The sequence below is a fragment of the Streptomyces aureus genome (genome assembly GCF_000725495.1).
Classification (GTDB): domain Bacteria; phylum Actinomycetota; class Actinomycetes; order Streptomycetales; family Streptomycetaceae; genus Streptomyces; species Streptomyces aureus_B.
Genome location: NZ_JNZD01000021.1, coordinates 188424 through 207171, shown reverse-complemented (window position 1 = coordinate 207171; position 18748 = coordinate 188424). Strand labels below are relative to the sequence as shown.

The following is an 18748-nucleotide window of genomic DNA, read 5'->3' as shown; positions in this document are numbered from 1 at the left end:
GCCCACAGGTGCGGCCGGCGGACGCGAGAGATGTGGTCCAGCCACAATCCGGAGGACTTCTCTGGCCGGAACCCCCTCCTGGCGCATGATCCGGCAGCGAACCTGCACGACAGCCAGGCACTGATCCCCATGGTCCACGGCTGGTCATCCGCCGCCGCAAAGGTTCGGAGTTCGCGGTGAGCGTTGACGACGGCGCACGAGGCCTGCTACAGGCCCCAGGCACGGCGGAAGGCCGTGAGGCAGCCGACCGAGGTCCACGGGCTGAGGGACAACGCGTGACGTGCGTCCACGAGCTTCGTGAGCGACCTGCCGCCCGCGTCGGGCCGCTCGGCCTCCTGGAGGCGCTTCGAGTCCAGGGTGGACCCGAAGAACTCCATCACCGTGGCGGCGAACAACATGAACGCGGCGAGTTCGCATCCCATGCGGGTGGCCGCCGGCATCGGCGAGAACCCGTCCGGCGTGCGGACCCCGGCGGACTGTCGCAGGCACCAAGCACCCAATTCCTCGTACCATTGTCGGAACTGCTCCGAGGAGGCACCAGCAGGCTCTATACCTTCGATGTGGTGGACGAGGGTGAGGCCAGCTGGCCCGCATGCCTCGCGGAGCAGACCGTGCCGGACGGCGCCCAACCGAGCGGCCGCCTCGCGCCGCATCAGTTCGGGTACCGCCCCGGCGAGGTGGATCAAACTCATCTCCTCATGCTGGCCGATCAGCGCACGTGCGCTGCGCTGCAGTTCCCGGGGGAGGCCGCCGGAGAGTACGTAGCACAGCGCGACGAAGGGCTTCGTCCACCCGAGGAGCAGGCTGTAGAGAATTTCGCGGGCCGGGGGAAGCTGCAGCCGTTGCAGCATGAGGATGTCGTCGAAACAGCTGTCGAACACGTCGCGGAAAGGCATCCCGCGCCGCTCGAAACTGCCCGCAGCTTCCTCCGAGACGGAGACGAGGAAGTAGCAGCGACTGACGCCGAACACTCCCTTGATGTCGTTGAGGAAGTTCTCGACGTCCGCCGCACTCCTGAGCTTGTCCAGCTCATCGACGGCGATGATGAGGTCGTAATGCTGGCTAACCGCCTCCAGGAAGGCACGGAGGCCGGACGTGATCTCGGGATAGCTCTTGGCCCGCTCCGCCAGCGACGTCCCTTGCCTGGATCCGACGTCGATGCCGACGGGAAGTTGTTTCGCGCCACCGAGCCTGAGCGTCATGGAGTGCTCGCTGCTGAGCGTCTGCTCGTAGCGGATCTGTCGGAGCTCGCGGAACGCCCGTTCGCGGAGCACGGCCTCGCCGGAGTACGTCGTCTCGGCCGTCCCGACCCGCGAAGATATCCACAGGTCGTGAGCGATCCGCGCCATGCGGCCACCGGTGAGAAGCAGGGTCACGCCGAGGACGATCGTCGCAGCGCCGCCGAGCAGCATCCAGGTACCCCGGCCCAGTCCGCCGGACACGGTGAGCACTGCCAGGCCGACCGCCGTGAAGACCGCGAGGGCCGGGCACCATATGTTCGCAAGAAGGCTGGCTATTGAGTAGCGACGTGACTGCGCGAGCGTCAGTGCCTGCGCGGAGGATGCATCGGAGGCGGCCCAGAGAGAGTCCGGCACCGCCAGCCGAACCACGAAGATGAGGCACAGCATTAGCAGAAGGGCCGCGGCAAGGGTCAGGGCCAGACCTGCGTAGCTCCACCCGTCATCCGGCGCGCTGAGCAGCCGGGCTGCGCGGGCCAGAAGCGTGGTGCCCGCGGCCAGAACTGCCACTCCCGCCAGCGCGAGGGCAAGGGCGGTAGCGGCCTTGGTCCAAGACCTCGGACCGGTGGTCCCATAGCCTTCCAGGTCTCGGTCCGCATCAGGGCCGAGCAGTGCCAAGCACACCTTGGCGTGCAGGTGCAGAACGAAGTCCCGCGGCTCGTACGCAACCGGAGCTGCCTCCACGACGCCCAATCTCATGCGTTTCGACACGTCCAGCTCCGCAGTGGCGGCGCCGCCACTGCCGGACATCGTGAAGGACTGGATGAGCGTGGTTTTGCCAACGCCTCGCGGCCCGCGATGCCAAAGCTCCCCTCCCCGTGCCGGTCGATCATCGACTCGAGCCGCTCGAAGGACGACGTGATCACGATCTTCCTGTTGGCGAGCGTCTCGCGCAGGCCGTCGAGCGAGCGGACCTTCATGCTCAGGGCGAAGTCAGCGGCGACAGCGCTGTTGAGGGCGGTGAGCACGACCCCGTGCACGGCAGATTCCGCCATGGAGCGGAGTTCCGTCCATGCCGCATGCCATTCGGCCTCCAGTGTGCGGAACTCGTGCCGTTCGCTTGCCTGCGCACGCTGCTCGCCCATGTCCTGCTTCAACAGCCCTTCGATCTGGAGAAGCTCCTGATGGACGGCGATGTACTCCTTGGTCACGACGGTCCGGGGTGGCCCCGTCCAGTTGGGTAGATCGGCTAGGTGCTTACGCCCCCTCCGGTGCCACCGCCCCGTCCGTACTGACCCGCCGGGCGAAGCCCGGAGTTTCGCCGCCTGCTCGCGTCGCTCCCACGTCGCCCTCATCAGGTCGAGCATCCGGTCCTCGTCCTCCCAGCCCTTCAAGACAGAATCCGGTGCACGACTGATCTCGGCCAGTGCGTCCGCCACGTCCCGCAAACCTTCCGCAGTCTCGGAAAGCTCCCTGAACCAGGCAAATCGGCCACGGTCCGAGTACGCAATTTCCCGCACGAGGTAGTCGTCCAACTGACTTCCCAGTCGGCGGGTGCGTTCCAGGTGTTCCGTCAGGTTCATCCTGATGACGGCATGTTGCTCCTTCACCACCGCTTCGATGTCCGGGGGCTCCTGTAACGCCCTCAGTTGCTCGGCGATCTCCGGCCTGGCCTGGACCGCAGCCAGCGCTTCCTGGAGTATTTCGACTTCTCTGACCTCGTAGTGACCCACACCGGGTCGAGGCATGCCCGAAGGTCGCATCTTGCCCGAGCCGGGATTGGAGTCCCCCGAGCGGCTTCCGCTGGTGAATGACATGGGGATCACCCCGCCGTTAGCGCTGTCCCCTCTCCAGCATCAGCTCGGGGCCGGCCGCGGGCAAATCGGCCCTGCCTTGAGGTCAGCGTACGTCCGTTCTGAGACCTTCCGGCCAGTGCGGCACCATGATCGCCCCAAGTTGACCGCTACGCTCGCGCCGTTACGGCTGAACAGGGCATGCCGGCCCCCGCAGGCCTTCGGCCGGAAGGCCTGGGGCACCACGACGCCAGCAGAGTCCACATGCAGCACCCGCGCATCAAGCGCTGCCAGGAACCCCGCCGCCTCGTCTCTCCGAAGCCCCCGCCGGGAGACAGCCAGGCGTGGGGACAGGACATCGGGCCGCGCGGCCGCGAACCCCAGCGCCCATGCCTGCAGCAGCGCGATCAGCCGCTCCACCGCACCTGGGCATCGCGCTTCCGCCGCCCTGGCCAGCGCTTCGGACTCCCTGAGCATCCCGTCCCACCACACGTCACCCAGGACCGCTGGACGCCCTCATCGGCTCCCACAACCTGCCCTTCGGCACTGCTTGCTGCAGGCTTTCCGCTTCGTCTCACGCCGTGTGCGGCTCTCCGCGGCTGACACACACCGGCGCTCGAGCCCTGTGGCCGGCTCGCATCCTGCGCGCGGGGAAAACCCCTCGCGCGCAGCGCGGGCCGAGAACATCCTGAGCATATGGACCAGACGGAAGAGATGATGAACCTGCCGCGCCCTCGATGGCCCGCGCATGAGATCGCGGTGATCGGCGGCAGATGGGAAGACGACCTCGCTATCGCTGGCGGATATTTGCGCGTAGCCGAGATCTGCGCGACGCACTGGAGTCAACACGGCCCCGACGACTCACTTCCGATCCCGGTCCTCTACAACTACCGGCACAGCGTCGAGCTCAGCCTGAAATGGCTCATCCGCACCGCAGCACGCATCGTCCGCCGCGGCCAGTACAACACCAACGGGGCGAACCTGGAAGGGGAAAAGGTCGACAAGAAACTGCGCGAGGACAGCCATAGCATCAAGAAGCTCGCCGAGCGGCTCAACACCTACCTGGGCTTCATCTCGGACTTGGACCCGCCCAACAACCGCATCGACAACGAGTCGATGGAGACACTGCGCTGGCTGGACCAGCAAGACGAAACAGGTGAGACCTTCCGCTACTCCATGATCGGACGAGGCAGCGACCGCCGGCCAGCTCGGGCAACACCAACCAACATCAACTTCTATGAGGACGTCAACAAGGTTCACCTGCTCGCACATCTGCTACAGGCAGGGTACTCCGCGCACCTGGATCACTTCGAAGAACTGCTACAGGAGTACCTGGAAGAGACGGGCGGCTGGTAGAGGCTGGCGCCGGGCCTGGCGGCCCGCCCTCGGAGCAGTTCGATCCAGTAACCCTTGACCGCGCCTTGAGGGTGCGCGGGTGGGCCTTCTTCCAAACAGGGATGTCGGTCAGGTCGTCAATGTTGCGGTCGTTCGAGACGAGACGGTTGTGGCTTTGGGGCACCATCCCCGCCGACGTCATCCTCGCCTGCTGAACAATGTGCAGCCCGCCGCTACGGGGGCAACGACGCCCGCCGGCTCCACGCCTCACATCCGCGCGCGCCGCACCCAGGGCCGGTGATGTGCAGTGGCCCCGGTCTGCGGCCACAGCGCCGGTCAACGCGGGCGCGTCCCCGCTGTGCGCGGACGCCCTCCTGCGATCGAGCGCCGGGCAGGCCCTCGCCCCCACATTCACCTGCTGGAGATGGCGTGCCTCCTTTGGGCACCATCCACGTCCTTCTGCCTTGACGGCCGTTCTGGTGGGAAGGCGGGCGCTGAGCAACCTCCGTTCAACCCGTTCCAGCAGGGAGACTGCAAATCTGCCGGTTTCGCGTTCCCAGGTTCGAATCCTGGCGCCGCCACCCTAACGGGAATCGGCCCCTGACCAGGAAGTTTGGTCAGGGGCCGATTCCCGTTCCCCGGCCCGCCAGCGTCGGTGAGGCTGCTGCCTGCGAGGATGCGCTGATGAGCTATGACCTTGCTGTGTGGGACGGGGACCGTCCACTCGACAATCGCCAAGCAGACTCCACCTACGCCGAGCTGTACGAGCGCTACCTGGAATCGGACGACGTCCTGGTACCCCCGGCGCCACGCATCGCGACCTACGTGGACGCCTTGGTCGCACGATACCCGGACGAGAACGACCCCCATTTCATATGGTCGGCACCGCCAGTCATCGACGGGGCGTCGGGCCCGATCGTGTACCTGGTCATGTCCTACGGCACAGCCGAGGAAGTGTGCGCTTATGCTGCCACGCTGGCCAACCGGCACGGACTCGTGTGCTTCGATCCGCAGGATCGATCCCTGCGACCCTGAGCAGGCCGCCTGACCTCGACCGACGTCTCCACGGCCCGTACCCGAGCAAACCAATCCGGACTCTTTGCCTGCCCGAAGCTCGGGGTCAACGCCCGTCTGCGCCTTCAGTCCGCCGCGGTCGCTACCGGGCAGATAAGCCAGATCCGCTGCTGCCCGACGTCGCAGCGGAGACGACCGCGACAACCCCACCACAACCTTTTGTTGGGTTTCGTAGGAGTAGAACAGCGCCGTTATCGCCTCGACGAGGCGTCCCCAGCGCACCTGTTCCGACGAGCCCGTGCCGGGTGGCGCCGAAGCGTCACGGGTTTGACCTGCGTGCGGCCCGAAAGTCCCGGTACTCGTCGCAGACGACGCCCTCGTTGACCCATCGTTGAGGGGCGGCGGCAAGTTCGTGTTCTGCCAGGTGCAGGGCCTCCTCGGGCGTGGGCAGGACGGCGACTTCCCGGCCCCACGTCTCCTCGTCGGGGTCCAGGGGCGGGAACTCGGTGATGTCGAAGAAGGAGTCCGTGCCGACGTCCTCGACCTCGCTCAGGTAAATGGTGACGCCCGTGCGGCTGGAACTGAGGGCGATCCAGCGGAGCCCGGGTCGGCCGTCGGTGTCGATGCCGCCGAGGAACTGCTCGATCTGCTTCCCACGCCGAAGGGCGCGGAGGGCGAAAGCGGCGTTGAGGTGACGCATGTCAGTTCCTTTGCTGGTCGGGCTCCAGCGCCCGGAGCCTCTGTATTGGGTGACTCCGCTGCCGTCCGCGCTGGTGGGGACGAGCAGTTCCGGGTCGGTCTGCGATGCTGCCGCGGCCGCGGCGGCGTAGGCCACCGGGTCGGTTCGGCTGGTCATCTATCCGAGCTGGTCGTAGCCGAGGAGGGTGAATCGTTCCGGAAGAGGCAGTGTTGCTCACAGCGTGAATTCGGTTCCTAGCCCCACATGCGCCCGTCTGACGTGCTGAAATCCACGAACCACCATACGGCGCAGCCGAGCGTCTGTCGGCGACGCTTGAAATGGGTTCAGGCACGAACTTCGTGAAGCCGATCGTGTTTCCGTGCACTGGGTGACGCTCTGTCATATCACATGGAGGCCTGATGCTGTCCCAGCGCGGTGAGCGCGCGACTGGCTATCTCGTCGGGTGTGCCGACAGCGTCGACTGTGACGAGGAGCCCTTGCCTTGCGTAGTGCCGGATCATGGGCTCCACCATCGCTTCGTAACTGCTGAACCGACTGCGGATGCTCTTCTCTTTGTCGTCCTCACGCTGATAGAGTTCACCGCCGCAGACGTTGCAGGCGCCATCGACGTCGAGGGTGTCCACCGCTGGCTCGTAGACGTGGGCCGAGTCGTTACGGCAGAGGCGACGTGCGGACTGGTGGCGGACGCGGCCCTCCACCTCCTGCTCGGGAAGATGCAGGCGCAACACGCTGTCCAGGGGCGTGTCGAGTTCGTGGAGCAACTCGTCCAGAGCAAGCGCCTGGGCGACGTTGAGCGGGTGCCGGTCGAGGAGGAAAGCTGTGAGGGATGCCTGGCACAGGTAGTCCCGGACGATCTTATTGATGATCTCGTTCGGGAGCGGCCGGCCGGAGTTCATGATCTCCGCAGATCGGATCCCCAGGTCGGTGCCCTGGCGGAGGTGAGCGCGCATGAGATCGCCGAAGTTGATGCGTGGCACTGCCACGGCCCGAGCCAGCGAATCGCTCGGTGTCTCCCACAACCACGCCGGCGGTTGCAAGATGGCGATGCGCATCGAGCCCGTCGCCATCATCGGCAGATCCAGTAGCTGTCGCGGATCGGGTGCTTGTATTGCTCACCGGTCGAGCAAGTCACCACGACACTGCCGTCCTCGTAGGAGACCCGGCCACCCGCCGCGACGAACACCGCTCCGTCCAGCTCGACCTGGAAGTCGGCCTGGAGCAGGAACTCGCTGATCAAGAGCATCCGCGGCAGCGGGGTGACCCCATCGATATTCAGGCGCACGACCCAAGCATTCCGCAGGGGCCGGTGCCACCGCGACTGGTTTCGGTCTGTCTGCGGCCCCTGGTCGTTTGGGATTGGGCAAGGATTCCGTGACGTCGATCAGCGGGCCGTGAGGGTCTGTGGTCGGCGGCTGGCGGCGATCAGGAAGAGTCGTTTGCGCAGTAGCGATGTTTGCGCTCTGCCGAACATGCTGCGCTTGAGCGCTTTCAGATCGTTGACGCGGCCCTCGACCGGTCCGGACGACCAGTCGGTGCTCATGCCGTAGACGACGGCGTCGAGGTCGGGAAGCAGTCCGGCGGCAAAGCCGGCCAGGCCGCACTGGTCGTCCGCGCAGACGTCGGCGATCCAGTGCGGCAGCCGGTCGCCTTCGCGGTTGGTCGCGAAGGTGCGGACGTGGCCGACGGCGGCTGTGAGTTCGAGTGAGCGGGCCAGCAGGGTTTTGAGCTGCTGTTCGTCGCCCTCACACAGGTGGTCGGGGTGGCGCGTGATCCAGCCAGTGGCGGGGCGGGGCGAGGGCGGCCGGGCGATCGGCGGCGTGTTCCCCGCGGCCGCACTAACCGGCCTGAGAAGGATGAGGCCAGACCTTCAGACATCTCGGCACGGCAGGGGCATGGCGACGGACGCTGGTCCAACCTTGGCCCCTGCAGAGCCACAGGCCACACTTGGACCCGTGACGATCAATGCCGGCAGCGAGGCCACCGACCCCTGGGCGCTCCTTCTGGCGACGGACTGGAACAGCGTCGACCACTGCTGCCCCGACGTGGCCCCAGAGACCCCCGTCATCCTGGCCGGGCTGCTGGACGACGACGAGAATGTCCAACGAAGGGCCGTACGCGACCTCGGTCATGCCGTGACCCACCAGAACAGCATCTACAGCGCCACCGCCCCGGCTGCCCGCTTCGTGATCGCCGTCCTGGACCACCCGCGAACGATGACCCCGGGGACCTACTTCCACGACGAGCGCTGCCGGCCCCTGCGTGCGGCGCTCCTCGAATGGCTAGGTGATCTCGCCGACGAAGCAACGTACGACGAAGACGGCCCTGGAGAACCTGAGGATGTCGCCGCGGTGCGTGCCGTCATCCCGCTGATCTATGAGGCGGCACGGTCACACTTCGCCGAGGCAGACCTTCTGATCAGGGAGTCTGCGGTGTACGCAGCGGCGATGACGCTCGCCGTGCCGAAGCTGGCTGTCCACATTCCAGAGCTCGAACCTCTGGTTCGCAACACGCTAAGCGCCAGCGAATACGGCGGGTACCGCTACATGGCGAAGCGGTGCCTCGTGACCTGGGGCGTAGATCCCGGCCCCCTTCCCGACCCATGGGTCTCGGATCCCGAAGCGATGGATCCCTGGAAGGAAGGCTGCTCCGACGACCCGCCATTCTGACCCAAGAGGCACCGCGACACACCGGGCGTCGCCGGCCACAGCGCCGCCGAGAACACCGTGCCACCCTCAGGAGTCTGCGCCCACCGTGCGGTCAAATCGTTCACCGCACGGACCGTCGTCGTCGCGATTCCCAGTCCACCCCCATCGTCAGCACACCTGCGATGCGCCACTTCGCCTGCCACCGGCGCCAGCGATGTCATCGAGCGAGTGGATCCATTCGCCCTCGCCCGCTGTTCCATGCCAAACGACTCCCGGACGGCCTGGTCCGGCGGAGAGTCCATGTGACTGCCGGGCAGCGAGGACACCAATCCGGATATCGGCTAGGACGACGTCGACCTGTTGGTTGTGTCGCTGCCCGCCGGGACGACCAGGGCGGCCGGCTGGTCCTACGCGCCGTCTCCGACTCCTGGAACGCTCCAGCACCGCCGCCCAGCTCGGCCCCGGCAGCATCATTCCAGCCACGCCGCAACTCCTCGGCCCACTGGAATCCGCTCTCGCCGAGGCACGCCGCCGGGCAGCCGGGACGTACATCCGAGCAGCCACCGCAATGAGCAGCGCCCGGATGAGAGTCTTGGGGGGCCAGCCACCAGCAAGATGCCCGGCTAGTGCGCAATCGCAAGTCCGGCCCAAACGGCAGGAATCCCACGCGAGGCCGCACGGGGAAGCTCCTGTGTGACGAGTCGATCAGTGCCGACCCCCAGGCTCACGTGCGCCTGCGGGGTACGCGCCATATTCAGCCATCGCGCAGTGCTGGAGCAGCACGTCGGCGGTCTTCGTCTGGGGGCGAGGCATGTTTTGGACCTCTGTTTCGCCGGTCCGCAGAACCGCTTCACCCCCCTGTACGCGGCAAGTGCGGTGCGGGCCGGCACGTGTTGCGCAGCGAACGGTTGCTCCTCTACTACACGCCGCTCGTTGCACTGGATGTCATGGGTTCTGCCGCAGCTCGATCTGATGCTGAGGCGCAGCGCTGGTTGGGGAACGAGGGCGACAACCTGGTGCAGGACGAGGACACGCGAGAGTGGTTTTTGTCGATGCGCGCGGATGACGACCTGTCAGGGTTCGAGGCTCGCGATCGCTTGAAGTTGATGAGGAGGCCGATGACCGGTTTGCGGGCGCGACAAGCGTCAAACCTGAAATCCGGCGAGATCGGTGGCTGGCTGGCCCCTGGCTACCGTCGGCAGGGACTGGGCGTCGAACTGTTCCGCGCGGCCATCCAGCTCGGTCACCGCCATCTGGGCTTCAACGTCGTACGAGCGGGCGCGGAGCCGACGAACAAGCCTTCTCGCGAAGCACTCGAAGCAGCCGGCTTCGCCACTGTGCCAGGACCGCCCCGCTTCACTCTGGGCGACGGGCGTGAGGTCGACGCCTGCTGGTACCAGCATCGGCAAGAAGCCATCTCGCGCTGTCGTGGCGGGAGCCGAGAACGATGAATCTCAAAGACGCCCAGGAGCAGATCGAGTGCCAGCACCCCGAACTCACCGGCGCCGAGAAGACCAAAGCGATCAAAAGGCTGAGGAGCCAGAGCGAAGCCGCCAAGAAGACTCAGACCGGGGAGACGGGCCGTTGGCCATCGGTCGCTGAATCCTGGGGATCCGCCGCCGCTGTTATCTTCGGCATACGCGCCCTGGCCTGGGCCGTGTGGAGCGTCCCCTTCGACGCTCCAGGCTGGTACGACGCGCTCTTCGGCGTGCAGCTGATCTTGGGCGTCGCGCTGGTCACCTGCGCCCACAGGCGCCGCCAGGGCACCTCATGACTTTTGAGAACCGCCGGGGATGATGCCGAGGGATTCAGTGGTGGGCTGGTGGGAGCCACCGGCCGGTTCGACGGTGATCCCAACGGCCACCGTCCGGCCGAGCGGCCTGTCGAGGACGCGGGCGGAGTGGTCCCCGGTGCCCGGCAGGAGGCCGGCTGGGCGGAGGTCGCCGGAGGGGGCCGCGTACCAGAGTTCACAGACCTTGTCGCCGCTGAGCGCGGGGCAGGTCCGTGGCTACGAAGGCGGCGCGGGAGACGATGACAGGGAAGTACTACTTCCTTGCGATGAGGCCGGGCACGATGTGATCGTGCTGGCAAGATCGGGTCATGGGTTTGAACATGGTCGTCGGTGCCCTCAGCGATGCAGAGGACGACTACACCGAGATGGTCCGCGCTGACTTCGTTGCGATCGGCGAGCTACTGGAGAGGGCGGGCGCGCCGCAGTGGACCGAGCCCGATCTGGTTGACGCGGAGGCCGCGGAGTTCGAGATGTGGGGTTACTCGGGCTTGCACGCCGTTCGTCGTCTCGCCGTCCACCTAGCGGCGGGTGGGCGCCTGCCCGAACCGTTGCATGAGGCCCAGCGTGCGACTGACGACCCACTGTTGAGCAAGGTCTACAAGACTCTCCCAGGCGAGCCGCCGGGACCGTTCGACCACCTGATCCATCATTCGGACTGCGAGGGGTACTACGCCCCTGTCGATTTCAACCACGTCATCGTCGACAAAAAGGCACCGGGCGGCTACCTCGGTTCCTCGGTACGACTGCTGGTGGAAACCCGTCGACTCGCTGAAGCCCTTGGTCTTCCAGAGGACCTCGACCCGCACTCCGAGGAGGTCTTCGAGGCCACCGATGCCGAAGAGCCGGCCGGCGAGGGATGGCAGCGTTATGGCGTCGAATCCTATGTCTGCCTGCAACTTCTCCAGGCTGCGAAACTCTCGATCGCGACCGGAGCAGCCATCGTCTTCACCTGAGGACACGCTGAGCTGATGTCCGTTTCCGGCTCGGGCCGCAGCAGGGCTGCTAGTCGAGGGCTTCGGTCGCTGGATGCCGTTTCACTCGCCCAGCACGGGCCCAAGCAGCCCACGTGCTCCATGAACCGAACTTACAAGGGGAGGGTCAGTCTTCGCCGACCTGGAGCAGCACCACGGCAAAGCCGTCACCGCCCGAAGCCGAAAAGCTTCGGGGCCGACCCTCTGGTCGATCACCTGGAAGAGGGCCGAAGTGCCGTCGCCGGACAGCGGGAGACGGCAGTCAGTCCCTGATGCGAGGATCCGGGCGACCATACGCAACGGAGATCAGCATGGGCACCTGGGATACCGGTCCCTTCGACAACGACACAGCCGCAGACTTCGCCAACGCCCTCGACAACGCAGAGCCCGAGGCACGCGAAGCCCTGATCCGAGGTGTCATCATCCGGACGATCGACGCCACCGGCTATCTCACGGAAGCAGAGGAGGCGGTGGCCGCCGCTGCACTCATCGCGGCGCAATGTCCGGGAGGCGAACCCATCGACATGTCCTACGGTCCGGAAACACCTATGCCCGTGTTCCCTTCCGACCTTCGGGCACTCGCCGACGAAGCCCTCGCCCGCATCGCCAGCGACGAGGACGGGCCGGCCTCCAACTGGATCGACCCGGAGGACTGGAAGCAGTGGCGGGCCATACTCACTCGCCTTCGCGCCGTGCTTGTCCCGCCGCCCCCTTCGATTGCTCTCTTCGACGTCCAGCCATAACGGAGCGTCACTGGGCACGAAAGCTGAGCCAGAACCCGTGAAGTAGCAGCGTTTGATCAGCGGTTTGGACAGCAGTTGGCGATCTTGAGTGCTGCAGATGCTCACGAGAAATGACGTCTCCGTGGTGCGGTGCCGCCAGAATGCGGCAGAGACGGTCCGCCTCTTGATCACCGGTCGTTAGACTCCGGGACTCGGATGCTGCTGGTGGACGGGAAGGCCAAGTTATGGACGACGACCCTTGGGCTGGCTGGCCGGAACGGTGGGTCGGCACGGATTGCGACGTGCGGACGGCCGTGGGCGCGATCCCGCCGGAGGCCAAGGACGGGTTCAGGTGCGAGGAAGTCCCCTGGCAGCGGTTTCGGCACTTCTACGGCCCGGGCGAGGAGATCCCCGGTCTCCTCACAACGCTCGGCTCCGCAGACGCCGAAGCCGCCGACAAGGCTTTGTGGCAGCTCTGGATCAATCTTCACCACCAGGGCAGCACGATCGCAGTGGGGGCACTGGCGGTGCCGTTCCTGCTCCGGACTGCGACGGCCGGGCACCCTGCGCTCCGCGCCCGAACCCTTCGCCTGGTCGCCGAGATCGGCCGATGCCAGCACATGGGAGACGGATCGCGCGAAGGCCTGCTCCAAGTCGCCGAGGAACCGCTGCTGATCGAGGGCAGCACGATGTGCCCGGTGGACTGGACGATCCAAGCCGCCCGTCAAGCGGTCACGGACGACCTGCCCCTCCTGCTCCCGCTTCTCTCCGACCCCAACCCCGAGGTCCGCTCCGTGACCGCCTACGTCCTGGCGGCAGTGACCGACGAGGTCCCACGTGTCTCCTCGGCCCTGCGATTCAGGCTGGCGAACGAAGACGACGCGGTGGTCCGGGTGAGCCTGATCCTGGCGATCGCCCAACTCGCCCGCGAACACCAGGACGACCACGCTCACCGGTGGGCCCGGGACCTCTGGTCGGACCCGGGACGGCCACCCGAGGTCCGCATCGGCGCCGGCCTGGCCTGGCTGTGCCTGGTTACCGACCCCGTCCCCGACGAACTCCGAACCCTCCTCACCGACCCCGGCATTCCCCAGTACGACGCCCTGCTCCAGCCGGTGCCATGGCTCACCTGGACCGACGCCCCCGGTCTCGCGCTGCGCAACTGCATCGACGAAATGCTCACGGTGAACATCCCCGGAACAGTGCTTGCCGATCCTTGGGATGAAGGACCATCAGGCTGAGGCATGCAGTGGTCAGCCAGCCTTGGCGGGTGCTTCGGCGCGCGCCCGGGTGCTGGCGAGTCGGTGCCGGTCTCGATGATGTTCCGTTGAAGGTGAGGCGGTCGACGATGGCCGCGCAGAGGCGGGGGTCGGTGAACGTCTTGGTCCAGCCATCTGGGGCTGGCACTTGTTCCCTCACAAGAGTTGCTGCTGCCACCTGCCCGTATCCCATCCCTGCGGTCCTCGTTAGGTTCTCGCGGTGGCCCCCTGGTTTTCAATGTGCTGCCTTGACTGTTCAGGTGCGGGAAGGCGTGCCGGTGGCCGAGGCGAGACTGCAGGTCATCGCGGGCGGGGCCGTCCCGCAGGAGCCGCTGACCACGGAGCCGTGGCAGTTCCAGACCATGTGCGTCGACGCGTTCGTCGCCTCGTGGCGGGCCCGCGGGTTCAGCCCGGTGACCGTCGACAACGACATCGGACTGCTGGAGCGGACACTCACCGCACTGGGACGGCCTGCTTGGGAAGTCACGCCCGAGGACATCGACCGCGTGGTGGGTGACCTGGCCGTTCAGGGCCGCAAGACGTCGACCCGCCGTGAGTACGTGCAGATTTTCAAGAGCTTCCACCGGTTCCTGCAGGCCCGCAAGGCGGCCGAGATCGAGGCTGCATTCGGCGCCCGTCTGGTCTGCCCGGTCGACGAGTTCAACGCTTCCCGTCATGTCGGGGACGATTCGCCGGCCCTGCTGCCGCCGCCGACACCGGAGCGGGTGACGGAGTTCTTCGACTTCATGAAGCAGAGGATCGCGACCGCGAGGAAGTACGGACCCGCAGCGAGGGACTATGCGATGTTCCGGACGCTGTGTCACGCTGGTCTCCGCTCGGAGGAGGCATCGCTGCTGGAGAAGCCGGACCTGCACTTCACCCGAGGTCCGTTCGGCAAGCTCCACGTCCGCTTCGGCAAGGGAGCCCACACGTCCGGGCCGCGGCCTCGTTGGGTGCCCATGCTCGACGGCCTGGACCTGGTGCTGCGGTGGTTCCTGGAGGACGTGCGGCCCAAGTTCCCCGACTCGCCGGTGCTCTTCGCCGACGAGTCCGGCGGCAGCCTGCATCGCGGGACCATCCGCAACCGGCTCCGCTATCTGATGGAACTCGAAGGACGCCCGGCATCAGAGCGATTCAGCCCGCATGCTCTGCGACGAGCTTGCGCGACGCACAACTACGAACGTGGCGTCGATCTCGTCGCGATCCAGCAGATGCTCGGTCACTGGACCGTCAGCTCGACCATGCGATGTGCCCGACCCTCCGCGACCTTCATCGAGGACGCCTACCAACGCGCGGTCGCCAGCACTTTGGCCGAGATGACCGGGAAGGACACCACGGCATGAAGATCCAATGGCGGCTGCGGATGGCCGCCGCCCAGCGCAAGGTGTGGACCGGGACGGAACTGCGGCGGCTGCTGGCCGAGAAGGCCGGCCTGGAACTGTCCTCGGCATCGGTGTCCGCGCTGTTCACCAAGGAACCCTCTCAAGTGAAGATGACCACGCTAGCCGCGTTGTGCACCGCGCTGGAGTGCACCCCCAACGACCTGATCGAGGTCGACACCACCCCCGTCGGACGGCCCATCGCACCTCCTCGTCCAGTCGCCGACCTGCCGCAGGCTGCCTCCGCCAGGGGCCGGTCGATGCCGCCTCTGTGACCGGCGGGCGGCGATGGGCAAGAAGCAACGCGACTGCGTCACCTGTAGTGCCCCTGCCGGATATCTCGACCGCCGGCACTGCTGCCGGTGCTGGCGCCGACTGAACGAGCAGGCCGCCAAGGCGGTTTGCCCCGGCTGCGGCCGCGACCGTGTTCTGCAGCAGGACACCGGCCGGTGCATCATCTGCTCACGCGTCTGCGAGGTATGCGGCCACCCCGTCCGCTCATCGCAGAACCGTCTGTGCCGCGACTGCCGGCGCAAGGCCGAACAACGGGCTGCCCAGCAGATGTGTCCGCGCTGCCGCAGGACCGGCTATCTGCGTGAGACGACCGGCTGGTGCGGTCACTGTTCACGGCCCCGGCAGCAGAAGCAGCCTCCGCGCACCTGCCGCGAGTGCGGCCAGCTGCGGCGACATGCCGGACTGGGGCTGTGCTCGGCCTGCTGGCAAAAGCACCCTGGCCGTCCCTTCATCCGCGGGGAACACCTCCGCGACCGGCTCGCCCATCCACCATCCTGGCTGGGGGACTTCGTCGCTCATGTCGCCGCCCGGCACTGCACCGCCAGAGCCTGCGGCTTCGTCACCGACCTCGGCCGACTCCTGGAAGACGGGCACTCCATCTCTCCCCAGTCTCTGCTGGAAAGATCCCGCAGGCCCGGACGGTCGATGGGCTCCTTCGCCCGCGCACTCGAGGACTTCTTCACCCTCCACCACCTGGCCCTGCCCACCGACCAGGCCGAACGGCTCGCCGTCGGCCGACGGCAACGACGCATCAAGGCCGTTCCCGAGCCGCTGCGGCAAGCCGTCGCCGCCTTCAATACCTCCCGGATGCGGGCCCAGGACCGAGCCCGCCGAGCCGGCACCCGCCCTCGCAGCAATCTCACCCTGGAGACAGCCCTGGCCACCCTGCGTGACCTCGCACTCTTCCTGGTCGATGACCGGGACAAGATCGACTGGGCCCTCGTCGACGTGCACGACATCGAAGCCTTCCTCGCCGTCCTGCCCAAGGGACGCAAGCGGCGGCTGACCGTACTGCGGCAGTTCTTCCGCTTCGCGCGGTCCCAGAGAATGCTGGTGGTCGACCCCACCCGCCAGCTGATCGCGAAGGAGACGAACGGCTTCCGCGGCCAGACCCTCGCCCTCGACCAGCAACGCGAACTGTTCCGCCGCTGGACAACCAATGAGCACGTGCATCCGCATGAGGCGATGCTGGGAATGCTCGCTCTCCTGCATGGCGCCGCCAGCTCCGAGGTGCGAATGCTGCAGGTCAGCGACATCGACCAGCAAGTCCAGACCGTCCGGCTCGGGAAACGCCCTCACCCCGTTCCCTTGGATCCGGCTTCCTGGACGGTGTTGCAGAGATGCCTCGCCCACCGAGAGGCATGGCCGACGAGCAACCCCCACGTCGTGGTCGCCAAAGGAACAAAGAGCGGGCGATACCCGGCCTCAACTGCCTATCTCTCCCACGTTCTTGACGACTGTGGCTTCCCGCCCCGCGTGATCCGCAGCACCCGTCTCCTCGACCTGGTGAACACCATGGACCCCAAACTTGTCGCCGCAGCCTTCGGCATGGACCCACAGGCCACCTTGATCTATCTGTCCGATCGCATCGACGAGACCCGCTTGTCGCAGTGGGCGTCGGAGAGAACCTGATCCCTGGTCAGAGTACGTACGGATAGACGCTGACCTTCTCGCGCTCGAGGAAGAGCTCGACCCACGTATTGGCGACATCTTCGGGCAGCGGATCAGCAAGGTCCAGCAGGATATTCGTGCCGTCGAAGTCCAGCAGGGCGGCACCGTCCTCAGTGAGGCCCAGCCGTCCCCGCAGAACTACGCAGTGCCCGCCGGTCCGGAGCCCGGGACCGATACCAACAGCAGGCTTGGCGTTCTGCCCCCAGACGATGTCCTCGTCGATCGTCCACTCGACGTGGTACTCGCCGGGCTCCGCAGCACGATCCCCGCACCATCGGACCGCGGTATGACCGAACGAGGTCCGGACATCTGCAAGCCAAGGACTTCCGGGAAACCTCGCGACCCTCACCAGTTCGATCAGCACCGCTCGATCATGCAGCATCCGCGTCGCTGCCGGGAGTAGTGAAGTTTCGGCGCTGCCTGGCACGGGTTCGCCGGAAGATGTGCGCTTTACCGAAGGACTCGTTGGAGGCGATAGCGACGCAGTTCTTCTCCTCGCGCTCGGTGAGGTCCTGGAAGAGGAATTCGGCGCCGTGGCGGTCGAGTTCCATGTAGCCGAGCTCATCGATGCAGAGCAGGTCGACGCGGGCGTAGCGGGCGGTGGTCTTGTTCAGCTGCCTCTCGTCGGCGGCCTCCACCAGCTCGTTCACCAGCTTGCTGGCGAGGGTGTAGCGGACCCGGTAGCCCTGCATCGCGGCCTCGGTGCCCAGGGCGATGAGCATGTGGGACTTGCCGGTGCCGGAGTCGCCAATCAGGCAGAGCGGCTGGCTCTTCTTGATCCACTCGCAGCTGGCGAGGGCGTTGATCACGGCGGGGTCGATGTTGGGGTTGGCGTCGAAGTCGAAGGTCCGCAGCGACTTGTCCCGGGGGAAGCCGGCGGCCTTGATCCGCCGCTCGGAGCGGCGCAGGGCCCGGTCGTCGCACTCGGCCATCAGCAGCTCGGCGAGGAAGCCGCAGTAGGTCATCTGGTCCTTGACCGCCCGGTCGGCGCACTCGTTGCGGATCGACGGCAGCCGCAGCAGCCGGCAAGCCGTGTCGATGGCCGTGGTCGCGACCTGCTCGGTCAGGTTCCGCCGGCGGGGCAGCATGGCGGTCATGGCGCTTCTCTCTCTCGCAGGTCACCGCCGCCGGCGCGACGGTGTCGGAGCAACTGGTCGTAGTGGGTCACCGAGGGCAGCGGCCTGGTGTCCGGCGGAAGGTGGTTGAGCTTCCACTCGTGCAGGAACGTCACGCTCGCCGATCCCGACCCGGCGGCCAGCCTCGGCACCGCAACCTCGACGGCGGGCTCGTCCTCGGTCTGGGCGGCCTTGCGGGCCTCCAACGCGACCGCGTCCGCGGTCAGCGCCCCCGCCCGGAGGGCGGTGGCCAGGCCAGCGACGATGTGCTCGTGCGGGAGGTGGCGGCCCAGCAGCGGCACGTCGATCAGTGCCCGGGTGCCCTCCGTGTCGCCGTGGGCCCGGACCGCCGCGGCCCACCAGACGCCGTGGACCGGGGTGAACTTCCCTGCGGAGCGGGCCTGGTCGAGCGCGGTCGCGCCGGGGGAAGGCACCGGGCTTGCGGACCAGGGCCTCCAATCCGCCGTCCGTGGGGCGGAATGTCGCTTCGCGGCAGCGACGAAGGGCGTGCCCCCGGCCCTCATGACCGCTGAGCGCGTAGAGACACTCGCTGGCTGGCATCGAGCCCGAGCCGGACGGGTATCCGGGGAGTGGGCACAGGGCGTGACAGAGGCTGTCGTGGGAATCCGCATCCGGCGCAGGAGCCCACGGGTGGCGCGCTTGTGCAGCGTGCTGCGCCAGGCAAGTCCCTGGTCGTTGTATCGCTGCTGGGTGTGCCGGCACTCGTCGTGGGCAGATGTGTCTGTGTCTTCCGGGCCGAGCGCGGCGGACCGCGCCGGGCCCGCGTCGTGGGGACCGTGACGCTCACCCTGGGCGGGCTGCTGGACACCGCCGGCAGGAGCAGGCGGCGCCGCGCGAACCGGTCGGGCGACGGCGGGTG

At 66.9% G+C, this 18748-nt stretch carries 19 protein-coding genes and 3 pseudogenes; 11 read left to right on the top strand and 11 right to left on the bottom strand.

Features of this window, described 5'->3' with window-relative positions:
* Positions 1-206 precede the first annotated feature (206 nt).
* Entirely contained in the window at positions 207-1988 is a 1782-nt protein-coding gene (locus tag IO36_RS25010) for a hypothetical protein (protein ID WP_158997490.1), read from the bottom strand.
* Positions 1934-2995 (bottom strand): hypothetical protein, encoded by a 1062-nt coding sequence (locus IO36_RS25005; RefSeq protein WP_158997488.1) that lies wholly within the window; start codon positions 2993-2995, stop codon positions 1934-1936. The genes IO36_RS25010 and IO36_RS25005 overlap by 55 nt, the downstream gene beginning before the upstream one ends.
* 672 nt (positions 2996-3667) lie before the next feature.
* Here IO36_RS25005 and IO36_RS25000 point away from each other — a divergent pair.
* Both IO36_RS25000 and IO36_RS24995 read left to right on the top strand, forming a co-directional pair.
* Positions 3668-4327, top strand: coding sequence for a hypothetical protein (locus IO36_RS25000; protein ID WP_158997486.1), 660 nt, complete (start codon positions 3668-3670; stop codon positions 4325-4327).
* A gap of 663 nt (positions 4328-4990) precedes the next feature.
* The gene (locus IO36_RS24995) at positions 4991-5341 is read left to right on the top strand and encodes a hypothetical protein (protein ID WP_037623106.1); all 351 of its coding nucleotides are present in this window, start codon (positions 4991-4993) and stop codon (positions 5339-5341) included.
* Positions 5342-5639: 298 nt separating this feature from the next.
* Here IO36_RS24995 and IO36_RS24990 read toward each other — a convergent pair whose 3' ends face one another.
* The 4 genes from IO36_RS24990 to IO36_RS46970 form a co-directional block, all read right to left on the bottom strand.
* Positions 5640-6176: a hypothetical protein gene (locus tag IO36_RS24990; RefSeq protein ID WP_158997484.1), complete on the bottom strand. Its 537-nt coding sequence runs from the start codon at positions 6174-6176 to the stop codon at positions 5640-5642.
* A 227-nt stretch (positions 6177-6403) separates the two neighbouring features.
* Positions 6404-7072 carry an adenylate kinase family protein gene (locus IO36_RS24985; protein WP_037623210.1) on the bottom strand — a complete coding sequence of 223 codons (669 nt, stop codon included), beginning with the start codon at positions 7070-7072 and terminating at the stop codon, positions 6404-6406.
* Positions 7073-7086: 14 nt separating this feature from the next.
* On the bottom strand, positions 7087-7302 hold the full coding sequence (locus IO36_RS24980) for a hypothetical protein (RefSeq protein WP_037623105.1): 216 nt from the start codon (positions 7300-7302) through the stop codon (positions 7087-7089).
* 99 nt (positions 7303-7401) lie between these two features.
* Entirely contained in the window at positions 7402-7560 is a 159-nt protein-coding gene (locus tag IO36_RS46970; RefSeq protein WP_158997482.1) for a hypothetical protein, read from the bottom strand.
* A 412-nt stretch (positions 7561-7972) separates the two neighbouring features.
* Between IO36_RS46970 and IO36_RS46965 the strand changes: the two genes are divergently transcribed.
* The 3 genes from IO36_RS46965 to IO36_RS24965 all read left to right on the top strand — a co-directional run bounded on the left by IO36_RS46965 (position 7973) and on the right by IO36_RS24965 (position 10439).
* The gene (locus IO36_RS46965) at positions 7973-8686 is read left to right on the top strand and encodes a hypothetical protein (RefSeq protein WP_051900920.1); all 714 of its coding nucleotides are present in this window, start codon (positions 7973-7975) and stop codon (positions 8684-8686) included.
* An 869-nt stretch (positions 8687-9555) separates the two neighbouring features.
* Positions 9556-10116, top strand: coding sequence for a GNAT family N-acetyltransferase (locus IO36_RS44835; RefSeq protein ID WP_078943418.1), 561 nt, complete (start codon positions 9556-9558; stop codon positions 10114-10116).
* Positions 10113-10439 (top strand): hypothetical protein, encoded by a 327-nt coding sequence (locus tag IO36_RS24965; RefSeq protein ID WP_037623102.1) that lies wholly within the window; start codon positions 10113-10115, stop codon positions 10437-10439. The genes IO36_RS44835 and IO36_RS24965 overlap by 4 nt, the downstream gene beginning before the upstream one ends.
* On the opposite strand, the pseudogene IO36_RS49380 reads toward IO36_RS24965, so the two are convergent.
* Positions 10434-10652 (bottom strand): annotated as a pseudogene (locus tag IO36_RS49380) (anti-sigma factor); the annotation flags it as partial. The gene IO36_RS24965 and the pseudogene IO36_RS49380 overlap by 6 nt on opposite strands.
* A 113-nt stretch (positions 10653-10765) precedes the next feature.
* Here IO36_RS49380 and IO36_RS43320 point away from each other — a divergent pair.
* The 3 genes from IO36_RS43320 to IO36_RS44825 all read left to right on the top strand — a co-directional run bounded on the left by IO36_RS43320 (position 10766) and on the right by IO36_RS44825 (position 13391).
* Entirely contained in the window at positions 10766-11410 is a 645-nt protein-coding gene (locus tag IO36_RS43320; RefSeq protein WP_051900919.1) for a hypothetical protein, read from the top strand.
* 329 nt (positions 11411-11739) lie between these two features.
* Positions 11740-12171, top strand: coding sequence for a DUF4259 domain-containing protein (locus tag IO36_RS24955; RefSeq protein ID WP_037623101.1), 432 nt, complete (start codon positions 11740-11742; stop codon positions 12169-12171).
* A 281-nt stretch (positions 12172-12452) separates the two neighbouring features.
* The gene (locus IO36_RS44825; protein ID WP_245173469.1) at positions 12453-13391 is read left to right on the top strand and encodes a HEAT repeat domain-containing protein; all 939 of its coding nucleotides are present in this window, start codon (positions 12453-12455) and stop codon (positions 13389-13391) included.
* A gap of 56 nt (positions 13392-13447) precedes the next feature.
* Here the strand turns inward: IO36_RS44825 and IO36_RS48340 are convergent.
* A pseudogene (locus tag IO36_RS48340) lies at positions 13448-13542 on the bottom strand (IS21-like element helper ATPase IstB); the annotation flags it as partial.
* Positions 13543-13687: 145 nt separating this feature from the next.
* On the opposite strand from IO36_RS48340, the gene IO36_RS24940 reads away from it, so the two are divergent.
* From IO36_RS24940 to IO36_RS24930, 3 genes are read left to right on the top strand one after another with little or no spacing between them, the layout of a single operon-like run.
* Positions 13688-14752, top strand: a complete 1065-nt coding sequence (locus tag IO36_RS24940; RefSeq protein WP_037623099.1) for a tyrosine-type recombinase/integrase — start codon at positions 13688-13690, stop codon at positions 14750-14752.
* The gene (locus tag IO36_RS24935) at positions 14749-15063 is read left to right on the top strand and encodes a helix-turn-helix domain-containing protein (protein ID WP_037623097.1); all 315 of its coding nucleotides are present in this window, start codon (positions 14749-14751) and stop codon (positions 15061-15063) included. Before IO36_RS24940 ends, IO36_RS24935 begins: the two co-directional genes overlap by 4 nt.
* 13 nt (positions 15064-15076) lie before the next feature.
* Positions 15077-16714, top strand: coding sequence for a tyrosine-type recombinase/integrase (locus IO36_RS24930; protein ID WP_037623096.1), 1638 nt, complete (start codon positions 15077-15079; stop codon positions 16712-16714).
* A 7-nt stretch (positions 16715-16721) separates the two neighbouring features.
* Here IO36_RS24930 and IO36_RS24925 read toward each other — a convergent pair whose 3' ends face one another.
* The 3 genes and pseudogenes from IO36_RS24925 to IO36_RS24915 all read right to left on the bottom strand — a co-directional run bounded on the left by IO36_RS24925 (position 16722) and on the right by IO36_RS24915 (position 18302).
* Positions 16722-17117, bottom strand: a complete 396-nt coding sequence (locus IO36_RS24925) for a hypothetical protein (protein WP_051900918.1) — start codon at positions 17115-17117, stop codon at positions 16722-16724.
* A gap of 88 nt (positions 17118-17205) precedes the next feature.
* Positions 17206-17850, bottom strand: a pseudogene (locus IO36_RS24920) (ATP-binding protein); the annotation flags it as partial.
* Positions 17847-18302 (bottom strand): hypothetical protein, encoded by a 456-nt coding sequence (locus IO36_RS24915; RefSeq protein WP_051900917.1) that lies wholly within the window; start codon positions 18300-18302, stop codon positions 17847-17849. The pseudogene IO36_RS24920 and the gene IO36_RS24915, both read right to left, overlap by 4 nt.
* Between the last annotated feature and the right edge of the window lie 446 nt (positions 18303-18748).

Coding starts and splice junctions, on each gene's coding strand:
- IO36_RS25010 (WP_158997490.1), bottom strand. CDS start 1,988: ATGTCCGGCAGTGGCGGCGCCGCCACTGCGGAGCTGGACGTGTCGAAA.
- IO36_RS25005 (WP_158997488.1), bottom strand. CDS start 2,995: ATGTCATTCACCAGCGGAAGCCGCTCGGGGGACTCCAATCCCGGCTCG.
- IO36_RS24955 (WP_037623101.1), top strand. CDS start 11,740: ATGGGCACCTGGGATACCGGTCCCTTCGACAACGACACAGCCGCAGAC.
- IO36_RS24985 (WP_037623210.1), bottom strand. CDS start 7,072: ATGCGCATCGCCATCTTGCAACCGCCGGCGTGGTTGTGGGAGACACCG.
- IO36_RS46970 (WP_158997482.1), bottom strand. CDS start 7,560: ATGAGCACCGACTGGTCGTCCGGACCGGTCGAGGGCCGCGTCAACGAT.
- IO36_RS43320 (WP_051900919.1), top strand. CDS start 10,766: ATGGGTTTGAACATGGTCGTCGGTGCCCTCAGCGATGCAGAGGACGAC.
- IO36_RS24965 (WP_037623102.1), top strand. CDS start 10,113: ATGAATCTCAAAGACGCCCAGGAGCAGATCGAGTGCCAGCACCCCGAA.
- IO36_RS24990 (WP_158997484.1), bottom strand. CDS start 6,176: ATGACCAGCCGAACCGACCCGGTGGCCTACGCCGCCGCGGCCGCGGCA.
- IO36_RS24995 (WP_037623106.1), top strand. CDS start 4,991: ATGAGCTATGACCTTGCTGTGTGGGACGGGGACCGTCCACTCGACAAT.
- IO36_RS24935 (WP_037623097.1), top strand. CDS start 14,749: ATGAAGATCCAATGGCGGCTGCGGATGGCCGCCGCCCAGCGCAAGGTG.
- IO36_RS25000 (WP_158997486.1), top strand. CDS start 3,668: ATGGACCAGACGGAAGAGATGATGAACCTGCCGCGCCCTCGATGGCCC.
- IO36_RS24930 (WP_037623096.1), top strand. CDS start 15,077: ATGGGCAAGAAGCAACGCGACTGCGTCACCTGTAGTGCCCCTGCCGGA.